Annotated in this window: 14 protein-coding genes; 7 read left to right on the top strand and 7 right to left on the bottom strand. The window is 47.2% G+C overall.

Translation table 11 applies throughout. From position 1 onward, the window contains the following. The first annotated feature begins 128 nt into the window (after positions 1-128). The 3 genes from EBI00_RS00635 (at position 129) to EBI00_RS00625 (ending at position 5,399) form a co-directional block, all read left to right on the top strand. Positions 129-1,241: an efflux RND transporter periplasmic adaptor subunit gene (locus EBI00_RS00635; protein WP_123094006.1), complete on the top strand. Its 1,113-nt coding sequence runs from the start codon at positions 129-131 to the stop codon at positions 1,239-1,241. Beyond that, the gene (locus tag EBI00_RS00630; RefSeq protein WP_123094005.1) at positions 1,241-4,333 is read left to right on the top strand and encodes an efflux RND transporter permease subunit; all 3,093 of its coding nucleotides are present in this window, start codon (positions 1,241-1,243) and stop codon (positions 4,331-4,333) included. Before EBI00_RS00635 ends, EBI00_RS00630 begins: the two co-directional genes overlap by 1 nt. A 70-nt stretch (positions 4,334-4,403) precedes the next feature. Continuing rightward, the gene (locus EBI00_RS00625; protein ID WP_123094004.1) at positions 4,404-5,399 is read left to right on the top strand and encodes a LysR family transcriptional regulator; all 996 of its coding nucleotides are present in this window, start codon (positions 4,404-4,406) and stop codon (positions 5,397-5,399) included. 38 nt (positions 5,400-5,437) lie between these two features. On the opposite strand, the gene EBI00_RS00620 is transcribed toward EBI00_RS00625, so the two are convergent. Then, on the bottom strand, positions 5,438-5,680 hold the full coding sequence (locus EBI00_RS00620) for a DUF1653 domain-containing protein (protein WP_123094003.1): 243 nt from the start codon (positions 5,678-5,680) through the stop codon (positions 5,438-5,440). Positions 5,681-5,827: 147 nt separating this feature from the next. On the opposite strand from EBI00_RS00620, the gene EBI00_RS00615 reads away from it, so the two are divergent. The 4 genes from EBI00_RS00615 to astB all read left to right on the top strand — a co-directional run bounded on the left by EBI00_RS00615 (position 5,828) and on the right by astB (position 10,912). Then, positions 5,828-6,841, top strand: a complete 1,014-nt coding sequence (locus EBI00_RS00615; RefSeq protein ID WP_123094002.1) for an arginine N-succinyltransferase — start codon at positions 5,828-5,830, stop codon at positions 6,839-6,841. Between the two features lie 54 nt (positions 6,842-6,895). Beyond that, positions 6,896-7,951: an arginine N-succinyltransferase gene (gene astA / locus EBI00_RS00610; RefSeq protein WP_123094001.1), complete on the top strand. Its 1,056-nt coding sequence runs from the start codon at positions 6,896-6,898 to the stop codon at positions 7,949-7,951. 105 nt (positions 7,952-8,056) lie between these two features. Continuing rightward, positions 8,057-9,529 (top strand): succinylglutamate-semialdehyde dehydrogenase, encoded by a 1,473-nt coding sequence (gene astD, locus EBI00_RS00605; protein ID WP_123094000.1) that lies wholly within the window; start codon positions 8,057-8,059, stop codon positions 9,527-9,529. 33 nt (positions 9,530-9,562) lie between these two features. Next, positions 9,563-10,912 carry an N-succinylarginine dihydrolase gene (astB, locus tag EBI00_RS00600; RefSeq protein WP_123093999.1) on the top strand — a complete coding sequence of 450 codons (1,350 nt, stop codon included), beginning with the start codon at positions 9,563-9,565 and terminating at the stop codon, positions 10,910-10,912. A gap of 63 nt (positions 10,913-10,975) precedes the next feature. Here astB and EBI00_RS00595 read toward each other — a convergent pair whose 3' ends face one another. From EBI00_RS00595 to cbiB, 6 genes are all read right to left on the bottom strand, one after another. Next, the gene (locus EBI00_RS00595) at positions 10,976-11,308 is read right to left on the bottom strand and encodes a DUF1904 family protein (protein ID WP_123093998.1); all 333 of its coding nucleotides are present in this window, start codon (positions 11,306-11,308) and stop codon (positions 10,976-10,978) included. Between the two features lie 79 nt (positions 11,309-11,387). After that, positions 11,388-11,795 carry a DUF2914 domain-containing protein gene (locus EBI00_RS00590; protein WP_123093997.1) on the bottom strand — a complete coding sequence of 136 codons (408 nt, stop codon included), beginning with the start codon at positions 11,793-11,795 and terminating at the stop codon, positions 11,388-11,390. A gap of 216 nt (positions 11,796-12,011) precedes the next feature. Continuing rightward, a complete protein-coding gene (gene gpt / locus EBI00_RS00585; protein WP_123093996.1) occupies positions 12,012-12,509 on the bottom strand; it encodes a xanthine phosphoribosyltransferase in 498 nt (165 codons plus the stop codon). Between the two features lie 109 nt (positions 12,510-12,618). Further along, on the bottom strand, positions 12,619-13,131 hold the full coding sequence (gene cobU / locus EBI00_RS00580; RefSeq protein WP_123093995.1) for a bifunctional adenosylcobinamide kinase/adenosylcobinamide-phosphate guanylyltransferase: 513 nt from the start codon (positions 13,129-13,131) through the stop codon (positions 12,619-12,621). Further along, the gene (locus EBI00_RS00575; protein ID WP_123094431.1) at positions 13,128-14,237 is read right to left on the bottom strand and encodes an aminotransferase class I/II-fold pyridoxal phosphate-dependent enzyme; all 1,110 of its coding nucleotides are present in this window, start codon (positions 14,235-14,237) and stop codon (positions 13,128-13,130) included. The genes cobU and EBI00_RS00575 overlap by 4 nt, the downstream gene beginning before the upstream one ends. Continuing rightward, a complete protein-coding gene (cbiB, locus tag EBI00_RS00570) occupies positions 14,222-15,202 on the bottom strand; it encodes an adenosylcobinamide-phosphate synthase CbiB (RefSeq protein ID WP_123093994.1) in 981 nt (326 codons plus the stop codon). The genes EBI00_RS00575 and cbiB overlap by 16 nt, the downstream gene beginning before the upstream one ends. Positions 15,203-15,282: the final 80 nt, after the last annotated feature.

Genomic DNA, 15,282 nt, shown 5'->3' with positions numbered 1-15,282 from the left:
AAATATAAACAAGATATTCACTTAAGGAATATCTTTAATATATATTTAAAAATTTATATCTATCCTTAAGAGATATAAAATAATTTCATTATAGCCTATCTACTTTGTCTAGTTATCTGGAGCAATAAATGAAACGCACAATGCGAACCAATCTAATGATGGGGTTCACCCTTGCGGTGTCTCTCATTTTGACTGCGTGCTCATCCGACCAAGATGAGACCTTGGTCGAAAAAGAAGTCGTCCGTCCAGTCAAATTGATTACCATAGAGTCAACCGATGCCATCAACATCCGACGTTTTCCAGCCGAATTAAAAGCCAGTGAAGAAGCTGATCTGGCATTTCGTGTTGGCGGACAGTTAATGACGCTGAATGTGGTTGCAGGACAGCGTGTGAAGCAAGGAGAGCTGTTGGCGTCTCTTGACCCAACGGATTTCAAATTACAAGTAGAACTGGCGCAAGCGAACCAGTACCTTGCGGAAGCGCAGTTCAAGCGCATCGAAACCATGTACCAGCAAAATGCGACCACAAAGGCCCAGTACGATTCCAATAAAGCCACATTGGATCAAGCCAACAACGCTCTTCAGTCTGCGAAAAATCAGATGCGTTACACGCAAGTGTTTGCGCCTTTTGATGGCGTCATCGCGGCGGTACACACCGAAAACTTTCAATACGTCAGCGCGACCCAGCCGTTGATGCACATTCAAAATATCGACAACCTAGATGTGGAATTTCAGGTGCCTGAAAGCCTCATTGCTAGCATTAAAGATACTTACTCAGACTATCGCGCTAACGTCTTGGTCGATGTGGCACCCGACGAAACATTATTCGGCATTTACAAAGAGCACAACACGACCCCAGATAATGCCACCATGGCTTACGATGTGACACTAAGCCTTATTAGAGAGGGTCAAAAAACCCGTAATTTATTTCCAGGCATGACGGCCAATGTAGACATGGACCTAAGTGCAATTTTGGGAGCCAAACAACACATTACCGTGCCCGTTGAAGCGGTATTGCGTCACGAAAAAGTGGGGGCAAGTCAGTCAAACAGTACCGTTTGGGTCTTTGATCGCGATAAAGGCAAGGTGGAAGCACGCACTGTCACACTGGGGATTTTACAAGGTGATCATGTGGAGATTACCTCTGGCCTAAACGCTGGGGAAGAGATTGTCGCAGCTGGCGTTAGTCGTCTAAATGAGTCCATGCCTGTTCGCCCTTGGACACGTGAGCGAGGTCTATAATGGATATTGCCGCGTATTTTATTAACCGAAAAGTGACCAGCTGGATGCTCACACTGATTTTATTAATCGGTGGTGTCATTGCGTTTACCAACTTAGGACAACTAGAAGACCCTGAATTTACCATCAAAGAGTCGCTGATTATCACCCATTACCCTGGTGCCTCTCCCGAACAGGTGGAAGAAGAAGTCACTTATGCCATAGAGACAGAACTGCAAAATCTGCCCTATGTGGATAAAATCGTTTCCACATCAAAAGCAGGCTACTCACAGGTACAAATCACCATTAAAGACACTTACCGTGCCGAGCAGTTAAAACAAATTTGGGACGAAGTGCGCAAGAAAATTCGTGACATTTCAGGTGGCTTTCCAACAGGCGTTGCCAACCCCATCGTTGTGGATGATTTTGGTGATGTATACGGCGTCATGTTAGCGGTGTTCGGTGACGGATACCCTTATAAAGATCTAGAAAACTATGTGGATTATGTCAAACGCGAGCTAGTGCTGGTCGACGGTGTGGCTAAGGTTACGGTCGCGGGTGAACAAAGCGAACAAGTGACTATCGAAATCTCCCGCGCTAAATTAGCCAACATGGGCATTTCGCCGGATCAACTCTCGAACTTACTCAAAAATCAGAACAATGTATCTAATGCTGGCCGCGTCAAAGTCGGCAGTGAATACATACGTATCAGTCCAACAGGGGAATTCAAAGACATTTCTGAGTTGGAAAACTTAATCGTTGGGGAACCAATCAATGGCAACCTAATTCGACTAAGCGACATTGCCACCATTAAACGCGAGTACGCTGAGCCAACAAACCACCTCGTCAACTTTGATGGCCATAAATCCTTGCTGCTTGGTGTATCGTTTGCTGCGGATGTTAACGTGGTGAAGATTGGTGAAGCGGTTGAAAAACGCATCACAGAACTGCAATACCAGCAACCTGTTGGTTTGAGCATGGAGCCTATTTACTTTCAATCTAAAGAAGTTGATAGATCTGTCTCAGACTTTTTATTAAACCTTGCGGCAGCCGTTGGCATCGTTATCTTGGTGTTGCTGGTATTTATGGGCATACGCTCAGGCATTCTCATCGGTATTATCTTACTGCTGACGATTCTAGGCACTTTTATTGTCATGGATTACTTTAAAATCAACTTGCAGCGCATTTCTCTTGGGGGATTGATTATTGCCCTCGGGATGCTGGTTGATAATGCCATTGTTGTCACGGAAGGCGTTCTTATTGGCATGCAAAAAGGCAAAACCAAACTGCAAGCCGCCAGTGCCGTGGTAAAACAGACAAAATGGCCCCTTTTAGGTGCGACTGTCATTGCCATCATGGCGTTTGCCCCCATCGGACTTTCTCCCGATTCCGTAGGCGAATTTGTTGGCTCCTTGTTCTATGTGTTGCTCATTTCGCTGTTTTTGAGCTGGGTGACTGCCATTACCCTAACGCCTTTCTTCTGTGATTTGTTTTTCAAAGAAAGCATTACAAACGGCAACGCTAACGACTCAGAAGCAGACAAGGTAGACCCTTATAAAGGCTTTATATTCACTGGTTACAAGTGGTTGCTAGACAAAGCCATGCATTATCGTTGGGTGACGGTCGTCTTCCTTATCGGTGGTTTGTTGGTTTCTGGGTGGGCATTTCAATTCGTCAAGCAAGCGTTTTTCCCACCTTCCACAACGCCCATGTTCTATATAGACATACAAATGCCGGAAGGCACTCACATTGATGACACTTACAAAATAGTGCAGTTGATAGAGCAAGACTTGTTACAAGATGACCGTATTGACAATGTCACTTCAACAACAGGTCAAGGCGCTTTGCGCTTTATGCTGACCTACAACGCAGAACAAGCGAACTCAAGCTATGCCCAGTTTATTGTCCGAACGAAAGCGAAAGACACGATTCCAGGCTTGCTAACAGACTTGCATAAGAAAATGCAGGAAGAATACCCAGAGCTTGAAGTGAAGCTGCAACGTTTGCAATTAGGGCCCGCTTCTGGAGCAAAATTAGAAACTCGTATCAGCGGTCCTGATCCTCAAGTGCTACGTCAAATTAGCGCGCAGATTCAACATATTTACCGTGAAGATGGCGGACTGGAAAACATCAAAGACGATTGGCGTCAGCCAGTTAAAGTGCTGCGACCCATCTTTAACGATGCTCAGGCACGACGCCTAGGCATTAGCAAAGCCGAATTGGACGAAGTGCTATTAACTAATTTCACTGGGTCACAAGTCGGCTTGTACCGAGAAGGCACGGATCTTTTGCCAATTGTGCGTAAAGCACCGGCGAACGAGAGGGTGTCTATCGACCAAATTCGCGATTTGCAAATTTACAGTCCGGCCTCGGGTTCATACGTGACCCTGTCCACTTTGGTATCTGGGTTTGAAACCGTTTGGGAAGACCCAATTATCGAACGCCGAGATCGTAAACGGACGATTACTGTCATGGCGGATCCGAAAATCCTCAACGATGAAACCGCTATGTCGATCTTCAGTCGTACCCGTGGTGACATCGAGGCCATCGAACTACCACCCGGCTACAGTCTAGAATGGGGCGGTGAGTACGAAAGCAGTACAGACGCTCAGGCGAACATTTTCAGTGCCCTACCAATGGGTTATCTGTTTATGTTTATTATCACGGTATTGCTGTTTAACTCGGTTCGTGTGCCTTTGACCATCTGGTTCTGTGTGCCCTTGGCATTGATTGGCGTCTCCACTGGATTGCTGGTAATGAATTCCGCATTCAGCTTTATGGCGCTGCTTGGTTTCCTCAGCTTGTCCGGTATGACGGTGAAAAACGGCATAGTGTTGGCCGATCAAATCAACTACGAGCTAGAACAAGGGACTGAAAAGTACGAAGCCATCTTCAACTCGGCTGTCAGCCGTGTCAGACCCGTTTGTATGGCGGCAGTGACGACGATTCTAGGCATGATCCCCTTGCTGTTCGATGCCTTCTTTGAAGGTATGGCGGTGGTGATTTCGTTTGGCTTAGGCTTTGCCACTATTCTGACGCTGATTGCCGTGCCGGTTTTTTACTCCCTTTTGTTCCGAGTGAAATATCGCCCACACAGAGAGTTCGACGCCGTATAGGTAACGAAAAAACACCTCATGCCTTTCAGTATGAGGTGTTTTCTAAACCATACCCAGCTATGAGAAAACAATGCACCTAGATGATATTTTGAAACTGGACATAAAGTTACTGGTCGCTTTCGTCACCATTATGGAAGAAGGCAGCGTGTCACGGGCGGCCGAGCGGCTCAATGTGACACAACCTGCCCTAAGTAAAAGTCTGCAACGTTTACGCGAATTGTTTAAAGACTCACTCTTTACTCGTCAGGCTTATGGACTCACACCCACGGCAAGAGCGTCTGAATTGCATGATTTAATTCAGCCTATTTTAAGCTCTTTGTCAGAGTTAATGAGCCCAAACACCTTGGATTTAAAAAACTTGGACAGACGCTTTAAACTGCGTGTGGATGAGGGCGACTTAGAAAACTTTATCGAGCCCTTGTTGGCTTCGTTACAGTACCAAGCGCCACATTTAAGGTTATCCATTAGCTCATGGGGCGACACTCATCTGGATGAGTTAATATCCGGCAATGTCGACTTGGGCATTATGCGCGTCAGCGATACCCCGGGGAATGTACGCAGTAAGCTGGTGGGCTATATGGAAGCGTGCATTGTGCTCAGTGAAGCACATCCTTTGTTCAACCAAGATAAGGTCACCTTAACAGAGTTGCTCGAGCATAAAATTGTGACGCACCACTTACGCAGCGGTCGCCACAGTTCTTTTTCCAAAACCGAGCAAAAGTTAAAACAACAAGGCCATATTATCCAGCCCGACTTAGAAACAGATAGCCTAATGGTCGCCATGCAGGCGGTGAAGCGCGGTATGGCTTTAGTAACATCACGATCGATTGGGGATTTATTTCTCCAAGTAATGTGTGAAAAGGCCCATTTTTATCCGGTAAAACTGCTCCCCATTCCAGAAGAAGTATTAGAACTTGACGAATATAAAGGCCGTCATCCGATTCATATTTTCTGGCATGAACGCTTCAATAACGACCTTGCCCACCGATGGCTGAGAGAACAAATTATTTACTTTATGCGCGAGTCGCCCTGGATGCACCCGCCCACTTCGCCTTGCACTCTTTAAGATGACGAACACGTACTAACCTTACGGCCACCCTAGACTTATGACTCCGTTTTTACGGTGTCACTAGGGACTGGCGTCTCGGTTAGAAACTCAAAACGAGGAATCTGTTCACCGTCAATATTGACCGTCTCTTGGAACATCTCGAGCGGCCTAGCCCACCAACCCTGTTCGCCGTATAAAGCTTGGTAAATCACCAATTCTTCTTCTGTTTCGCTGTGTGTCACCACTCGTTCTACCCAATATTGAGCCCCTTTATAATGCCGATAAACGCCTTTTTTCATGTCCACTCCCGTTAAACTTTTTAAAATTCGACCAATAAAAACCAATAAATGGAAAAAAATGTCGCAATTAAAGAATTCATCTACTTACTCCATCCAATTAACTCAGTGATAATACCGTCAGTTGATACTCAATAGTAGGATGAAAGCATGTACCTTGTACGACCAGCGGATTTTGCGGATCTTCCCGCCTTGGAGCGCCTCGCTCAACAAGCCGGTATTGGCATCACCAACTTTCCAGCCAACCGAGAGCGTTTAAACGATAAAATTGCCTCGTCTCGCCGCTCTTTTATGACTGATGTTGTACAACCTGGGGATGAATCTTACCTATTTGTGTTAGTAGAAACCAAAACTGAACAGATTGTCGGATGTTGTGGTATTGATGCCATAGTAGGGGCGGATACCCCTTTTTACAGCTACCGTATCGATGAAGTGGTGCATGCATCACCTCAGTTACAAATTCATAACCGTATCCCAGCGCTTTTCTTATGCCATGACTACAGTGGCACCAGCCGACTCATTGCCTTGGTTGTTGACAAAGCCCATCAAAACTTGACCGCGATGTCGCTGTTATCAAAAGCCCGTTTGCTGTTTATTGCACGTCATCCAGAACGCTTTACTAAGCGCCTTTTTGTGGAACTGCGTGGAGAAAACGACAAACACGGCCATTCGGCTTTCTGGGATGCGTTGGGAAGACACTTTTTCTCGATGGACTTTAAAAAAGCCGACTACTTGTCTGGCGTCAGCAACAAACACTTTATTGCTGAGCTGATGCCTCGTTATCCCATTTATGTACCAACCTTGCCTGAAGCCGCTCAAGAAGTCATTGGCGTAGTTCATGAAGACTCAAGTCAGAGCGCCGACATTTTACTTGATGAGGGATTTGAGTTTCGTGGCTATGTGGACATTTTTGATGCTGGCCCTACCGTTGAGGCCAGAACAGAAAGCTTACACACCATAGCGCAACAAAAAATGGGCAAAGCCCTTATTTTGACCGAAACCTGCAAAGGCGCCATGCATTTGATCTCAGCGGGACATTTGGAAGATTTTCGTGTCACCGCCGCCCCTGCCGAGCCGCAAACGGCTGGGCTGGGCATCGAAAAAACCACCCAAGAGCGACTGGGCATTTCCTCAGGAAGCCGTATTCAATGGGTAACTCTGTAAACCACACCTTGACACTGCGTGACGCGGTTTAATTATAAAAAAGGACAAAACATCATGATGGTCATACGCCCAATTTGCCAAAACGACCTAGAGTCGCTTTGTCGACTTGCAGACAAAACAGGTATTGGCTTCACTTCTTTGGTCGCAGACGAAGCGATATTGAAAAAGAAAATTGAGGGTGCCGTGCGTTCATTTGCTAAAGACAATGTCACCACGCCCCACAATGAAGACTACCTTATGGTGCTAGAAGACACGGCCACGGGTGACGTTGTTGGTACCTGCGGCATCTTGTCCACGGTGGGATTAGATGAGCCATTTTACAGCTATCACCTTGGCACCATTACCCACGCTTCTCGGGAGCTTGGGGTCCATAACGCCATACCAACTCTGATTCTCAATAACGATTTCACAGGCTGCAGCGAAATCTGCACGCTCTTCTTAGAAGAGAATTACCGTCATTCAAAAAATGGCCAGTTATTGTCTAAAGCCCGTTTTATGTTCATGGCGCAATTCCCTGAACGCTTCACTGAAAAAGTCTTCGCTGAAATGCGCGGTGTGAGTGATGAAAACGGTGTCTCACCCTTGTGGGAAAGCTTGGGGCGTCATTTCTTCTCGATTGATTTCAAAGAAGCCGATGAACTCACCTCTCAAGGCAGTAAACAGTTTATTGCTGAACTTATGCCAAACAATCCGGTGTACGTTAACTTGTTGCCAAAAGAAGCGCGTGATGTACTAGGTCAAGTGCATCAGAACACCATTCCGGCACGCCGCTTATTAGAGCAAGAAGGCTTTCGCTATGAAAACTATGTGGACATTTTTGATGGTGGTCCAAGCCTAGAAGCCCGTGTTCAGGATATTCGCGCCGTACGCGAGAGCCGGTTGTGCCTTGCCAACATAGGGCAACCTAAAGACGTTCGAGAAGGCGTCAGTGAAGGCAATTACTATCTGGTATCGAATGCTAAGGTGAAGGATTTCCGCTGTATTTTAATACAACGCCTGACGCCGCCTGGCAGCGCCATGACACTCACTCAAGAAGAAGCAGACGCTTTGTGTATTGAAAGCAAAGAGCCTATACGCATCGTCGAATTGTCTCCGTATTCGAGACGTTAAACTCGTCACTAAAAAGAAACTGCCGAGTCACCACACATAACCGCACTCTGTGCCTGTGCTGACTCGGCAAATACATATTTAGCCATGATTTAACAAGGAGTCACCGTGAAACAAGCACATTACATTAATGGTCAATGGTTACAAGGTGAAGGCCCTGCCGTTCAGTCTATCGACCCTGCAGATGCCAGCCTAGTATGGCAAGCCAAAAGCGCCACGGTCGCACAGGTCGATTTAGCAATCAAAGCGGCGCGTCAGGCTTTTCCTACTTGGGCAAACCGCCCGTTAGAAGAACGCCTTAGTATCATTGATGCTTTTGCTGAATTGGTCAAAGCCCGCAGCGAAGACATCGCCACCGTTATTAGCCGTGAAACCGGCAAACCGATTTGGGAAACGCGCACCGAAGCCGCCGCTATGGTAGGTAAAGTCGCCATTTCCAAACAGGCATATCACGAAAGAACTGGTGAAAAAACCACGCCTATGCCTGGCGCTACCGCACGCCTACGCCATCGTCCACATGGGGTTGTCGCGGTATTCGGTCCTTATAATTTCCCAGGGCACCTGCCTAACGGCCATATAGTACCGGCTCTTATTGCGGGCAATACGGTGGTGTTTAAGCCAAGCGAACAAGCCCCCGCCACGTCAGACTTGATCATTCAGTTGTGGCAAGAAGCCGGCTTACCTGCTGGCGTATTAAATATGATTCAAGGGGAGCGTGATACCGGTGTTGCTCTGGCAAACCACTCAGGCATTGACGGTTTATTCTTCACCGGTAGTCCACAAGTGGGCCATATTCTTCACAAAGATTTTGCGGGTCACCCTGGAAAAATTCTGGCGCTAGAAATGGGCGGCAATAACCCTTTATTGGTATCAGAAAAAACCGCTGACCTGCGCGCTGCGGTTCATGAAATTATCCAGTCGGCGTTTATTTCCGCTGGCCAGCGCTGCACCTGCGCTCGTCGTCTGCTTTTGCCTGTGGGTGAGCATGGCGATGCGATTTTGCACGCCCTAGTGAAGGCGACCAAGGCCCTTAAAATTGACCGTTTTGACGCCACCGAGCAACCCTTCATGGGGCCTGTGGTATCGGCTCAAGCCGCGGATGGCTTGTTAAAAGCGTATCAAAACCTTGTTTCCCTTGGGGCTGCGCCGATCATTGAAATGACACGTGGCGATAGCCAAACAGGCTTTATCACCCCTGGAATAGTGGACGCTACTGATATGCTGGAGCGTTTACCCGATCAAGAATACTTTGGTCCACTGTTAACCGTTGTGCGTTATACCTCGCTTGAGCAAGCGATGGACATTGCGAATAACACACAGTTTGGTTTATCCGCTGGCATACTGTCTGATGATCTCGCCGAATACGAATGGTTTTTGCAGCACAGTCGCGCGGGCATCATCAATTGGAACCGTCAAACAACGGGCGCGTCCAGTAATGCGCCATTTGGTGGTACCGGTGCCAGTGGCAACCACAGAGCGAGCGCTTACTACGCGGCAGACTATTGCGCTTACCCAGTCGCCAGTATTGAAGCGGATAGCCTGACCTTGCCTGAAAAGCTTGGTCCTGGCCTGACTCTGTAAACTATTATTGACTGTATAATATTCGAGGTAATTATGAACAAAGCGACAGAAGCCAATTTTGATGGCTTAGTGGGACCTACCCACAACTACAGCGGCCTTTCTTTTGGTAATGTCGCTTCTCTGAATAATTCAGCGCGCCCTTCTAATCCCAAAGCTGCGGCAAAACAGGGCTTAACGAAAATGAAGGCGCTTGCTGATCTGGGCTTTGTGCAAGGGGTCTTGGCACCCCACGAGCGCCCACATATTCCAACCCTAAGACGCTTAGGCTTTACAGGCAGTGACGCTCATATCTTAGAACAGGCCGCAAAACAGTCGCCAAAAATTCTTGCTGCCGTTAGCTCAGCATCTTGTATGTGGACGGCCAATGCGGCCACCGTCTCCCCAAGCGGCGATACCCGTGATAAGCGCGTGCATTTCACACCAGCCAACTTAGTGAACAAGTTCCATCGTTCTATTGAGCATGAAACCACGGGCGCGATTTTGAAAGCCACTTTTCGAGATGATGCGTATTTTGCCCATCATCCAGCCTTGCCCAGCGTGGATCATTTTGGTGATGAAGGCGCAGCAAACCACACACGTTTCTGCCACGACTATGGGGATCAAGGTGTTGAGTTTTTCGTGTACGGCATGGAGGCTTTTAACAGCCAAGCGCCCAGCCCGAAAAAATTCCCGGCTCGTCACACCTTAGAAGCGTCTCAGGCGGTAGCACGTCGCCATGGTTTGAATCCTGAACATGTTGTATACGCACAACAAAACCCAGACGTGATTGATGCCGGAGTGTTTCATAATGATGTGATCGCCGTGGGCAACCGCAACGCGCATTTCTATCACCAAGAAGCCTTCTTAGACACAGCGAAAATGAAGCAAGACCTGCTAAAAGCGTGGGGAGACAGAGCGTCTGAATTTCATCTTATTGAAGTGCCAAGCAACGCGGTGTCAGTTCAGGATTGCATTCAATCCTACTTATTTAACAGCCAATTATTGAGCCGTGACGTCAACGACATGGTGCTGATTGTGCCTGGTGAATGTGAAAATAACCCCGCAGTTTGGGCTTATTTAAATAGCCTTGTCAAAGGGCCTTCACCGATTAATGAAGTCAAGGTCTTTGATTTAAAACAAAGCATGAGTAATGGCGGCGGACCGGCTTGTTTGCGCTTGCGTGTGGCCCTCACACCTACAGAGCAAGAAGCCATCAACCCCGCCACCCTGATGAACGACGCCTTATTTGAGCGGTTAAATAATTGGGTGGATGCGCACTACCGGGACGAGTTACACGAAAAAGATCTCGCAGATCCTCTGTTACTGAATGAAAGCCGTACGGCATTAGATGAGTTAACCAAGATATTGGATCTAGGCAGTGTGTACGAATTTCAACGCGGATAAATATGAAACAGAAGGGTATTAAACACCTCCCCCAAGAGGGGGAGGTTAAACGAACAACGCACCTTAAAAATGTTCGCCATTCTCGTAGTAGTCTTTGCCTTGTACATCCTGAAACAACACAGTAATGTCTTGCCCGCTGTCCAGTAGCGGCCGCACCAACTCTTGAATCATTAGAGCCACTTTGCGTTTCACCTCATCACCGCGATCAAACCAAACAACCTCAAAAAACGGATACGCAGGAGAAGCCCCGCCTACGGCCAAAAAAGTCGATGCTTGGAACTCAAGGGTAAAATGCGAATTCGGTGTATCCGTCATTTCAGCAAGGTTTTCAATCAAAATATCAGCAATGGATTCTAGCTCGTCAAACGCCAAGCCTCGTACACGTAAATGCGGCATAAAACCTCTTCATCTAGCCTTTCACAACAATAAAAAATTTATCATTAACCATCAAACTGGTTGTCTTCAACACTATGCCTTACTCACTGTCGACATAATCAAACGAGTGCGTAGCGATGACTTCACCGTCTTGAACAACATCAACGCTCCATGTTCCATCAAACCCAGGCATCAAGCGTTTGCTAGACCAGACTCTCCATCGGTCGCCACCAATATCAAAAGCCACGTCGGCTTGAAGCTCACCATCTAGTTTCCAGCGGTGAATGGCTTGACTGCCTTCCATATCACGTAAATCGGTAAAAAAATAGACTCGTTGAATCTCGCCATACTCAACATTTACAACAGGACCTACATTGTCCACAGGCTCCCTATCGACAACATCGGTAGAAAACTGTGCTCGAGCCACGACGCCTTCTGCCCATGCAGGTAGCGCGATTGACAGCAGTGCAATGCCTGTTAAAACAACACGAATGAGTGCGTTCTGCATAAATTTAATCCTATTCGGTTTAACTTTTAAAATTTGTACGTCGACTTGTCATCTAGTACGCAGTAACTACAAAGCTAATAATAAAGTTAGCTCAAAACCGTGTAAATGAAACACAATATTTGTTTGATTTTACAACACTCTCGTAATTTATGTTTAAACAGACCAATAAATCGTCACTTGTCATCGCACAAAATCTCACTTGTGCTGATGGGGACGCTATTTTATCTGGCGATCTGCCAACGGCGTCGAGAAGGTATATTCCATATCCCAAGGAAAGCGAATCCAAGTATCTTGACTCACTTCAGTAATAAAGGTGTCCACTAATGGCTTACCGGCAGGCTTGGCATAAATGGTCGCGAAATGGGCTTTAGGCAGCATTTCACGCACCTTTGCTGCTGTTCGACCCGTATCAACAAGATCGTCGACCAGAATAAACCCTTCGCCGTCGCCTTCCACACCTTTTAATACATTCAGTTCCCCTTGTTTCATGGCCGCATCCCCCTTTTCATCGGCGCCATAGCTGACAATACAAATGGTATCGATTAAACGAATGTCCATTTCACGGCACAAGATGGCCGCTGGCACCAAACCACCACGGGTAATCGCAATAATACCCTTCCAAGGACCTTGCTCTAGCAACCGCCAAGATAACGCACGAGCATTTCTATGTAACTCTTCCCAAGACACTGGAAAATCTTTTGAATAAGGGGTCATCTTCAAAGCTCCTACGCTTTTATCGTTCGTTTTATCTACTAGTTTTATCTACTCTATAAGGTGACGAACAAGTCACCAAACACGCAGACATTAGGTGGAATAGGCCAGATTAGGATTTTAGCGGTAGAGGCAGCCCTGCCGCAACAAAAGTTACCCGATCGGTCAGTTTAGCCAGTGCTTGGTTCATAGCACCTGCCTCATCGCCAAAACGCCTAGCTAGGGCATTCATCGGCATAATCCCCAAACCCACTTCACTGGAAACCAACACTAAATCGCCCTCAAAGCGTTCAACCGCTTGTAACAGCGCGCACTTTTCGCTTTCCAATCGAGCGTCGTCTTCCAAACATAATAAATTCGTCAACCACAAGGTAAAACATTCGACAATGACCGCCTGTTCAGGCGCATTAAGAGAATCCAATACACTGGCAAGCGCCAACGGCTCTTCTATTAACTGCCATTCTTTGGGACGATTGTCTTTATGTTGGCGAACCCGGCTCGCCATCTCATCATCCCATACTTGCGACGTCGCCACATAACACACAGGCTTTGCGCAAGCCGCTACCTGCTCTTGCGCAAACGCACTTTTACCACTTCTCACCCCACCGAGAACAAGATGTTTCATGCAAGCTCCCCCCTTGAATAACCCTGCGTTTGATCTCCTGCGGTTTTTAATAGGCGTATCAAGGCACGGTTTAACGCGTCCATTTCATCCAACGCAGGCAATGCCACACGAATCCAACCGTCCCCTAAACGCGTATGAACGCCCACCTGATGCAACATGGTAAAAACGTGCTCTGCATACGCCTGACTATCAAGAAACCAAGTCGTAAATAAGGCATTTCGTACACTGTCCTGCGAATCAAAAATGGTATTCAATTTTGGCATAACTCGCTCAACAAACGCCGTTTGTCGTACGGTCAAATTCTGCAACGCGTGAGATTGCCATGCGGTATCCGCCAACGCCAAGCTCACCAAATGCAAACTGGGTGTCGCTACAGGCCAAGGTCCCAGTAAATTGTTCAATGCGACTTGCCATTTTGACGCACAAAAAACAAAACCCACTCTTGCACCCGCCAACCCGAAAAATTTTCCTACAGAACGCATAATAAACAAAGATTCACTCAAATCGGACGCTTGAAGCTTCAACACACTCAACTCAGGCGTCGCATCAATAAAAGCTTCATCCACCACCAAACTGGCGTCTTGTTGCTCTGCATGAGCGATCAACTGAGACAAGGTACCGGCTGACGCGAGCTCACCAGTCGGATTATTCGGTTGAATCACCACCGCCACAGCCCAATGCTGCGTCAATAATTCCTCTAACGCGTCATAATACACAATCTCATAACCCCATTTTCGCCAAGCAAAAGCATGTTCCTGATAACCAACACGCGGCACAAAAACGGTTTGAGAGGTCAAACCTGCGCCTTCTCGCAACAGCGGCGGCAAAGATTCAATAATGTGCTGAGATCCAGCCCCTATGGCATTAGGACGACGACCAAAGTAGCGCTCTGCTTGCTCTAATAACTCAGTTTGATCTGGCAAAACCATCCATAAAGCCGTAGGCACCTCAGGAACCGGCCACGGTTCTCGATTACAGGCAGAAGACAAATCCAACCAATTTAACGCCTCATTGCCCACCTTACGTTGCCAATAGACCAAATCACCACCATGTTTGGGGGCGGCAAGCTCAAGATTCACAGGCTTATTACTCAGATCAAAAGGCATATCACCAATCCCCATAAATACACACTTTTATCCACTAACCAAATGGCCTCTTTTAAATGTTTAGGCCTAGGCATTTCACCCTCTCCTAAAATCGGCCTCGTCTCTATTTTGCCAAAATACGGTGCCTCACCACCCAATTGAACCCCTAACGCACCGGCTCCAGCGGCCATAACAGGGCCCGCATTGGGACTTTTCCAGCGGGCCGAAGGACGACGAGCACTGCGAATAGCCGCCCGCCAATGACCACAAGCGGCGTAAGTGTAAACCACCAATCGCGCAGGTATATAATTCAGCACATCATCAAAACGCGCCGCACACCAACCAAAATGCAGCAAAGCGTCGGTTTTATACCCCCACATAGCATCCAACGTATTGGCTAAACGGTATAACAAAGCCCCAGGCGCCCCCAAGAGTACGAACCAAAAAATCGGCGCAAAAACCGCATCGCTGCCATTTTCCAAAACAGATTCTATGCCTGCTTTTGCAACGGCAGACTCATCCAAATTTTGCGTATCCCGACTAACGATATAACTCACGGCAAGACGTGCCTCATCGAGTTTTTCAGCTGTCTCTTCAGTCGTCATTCCAGGCGATTGCGACACAACGGATAACGGCTGATAAATCGCCAACGCGTGCTCCCGCAAACTCTGCCAACCAATAGCAAAATACAGCACCACAATAGACAGAATCACATTCAACAAATTGGGTAATAACCAAAATAAAGCGAATAAGATCAATATCCAAGGCAGTACCGCGATCAACCACGCCAAGACCCCAACCATACGTTGACGAGCATAAGACGCGTCTAAAGGCAGCTGGATATGCTGGCGACACAAATCCACCCAGCGACCAAACCAAATCAACGGATGCCAGCTTTTGGGCTCGCCTAGTAAGCGATCTAACACCAATGCCGCCAACACCATAAAGCTGTTCGTCGCTAAAAAGTCAAAAATTGAAGTGATCATGAATATAGGTCGTTTTTCACATAATAGAACAATGAGGTAGAATTCTATCACCTTATTGATTTAAAGCGTGATGACTCTGA

It is taken from the genome of Marinomonas hwangdonensis, assembly GCF_003721245.1.
In the GTDB taxonomy this organism is placed as follows: domain Bacteria; phylum Pseudomonadota; class Gammaproteobacteria; order Pseudomonadales; family Marinomonadaceae; genus Marinomonas; species Marinomonas hwangdonensis.
The sequence above is the reverse complement of the archived record's forward strand: the minus strand, read 5'-3'. Positions and strand labels throughout refer to the sequence as shown.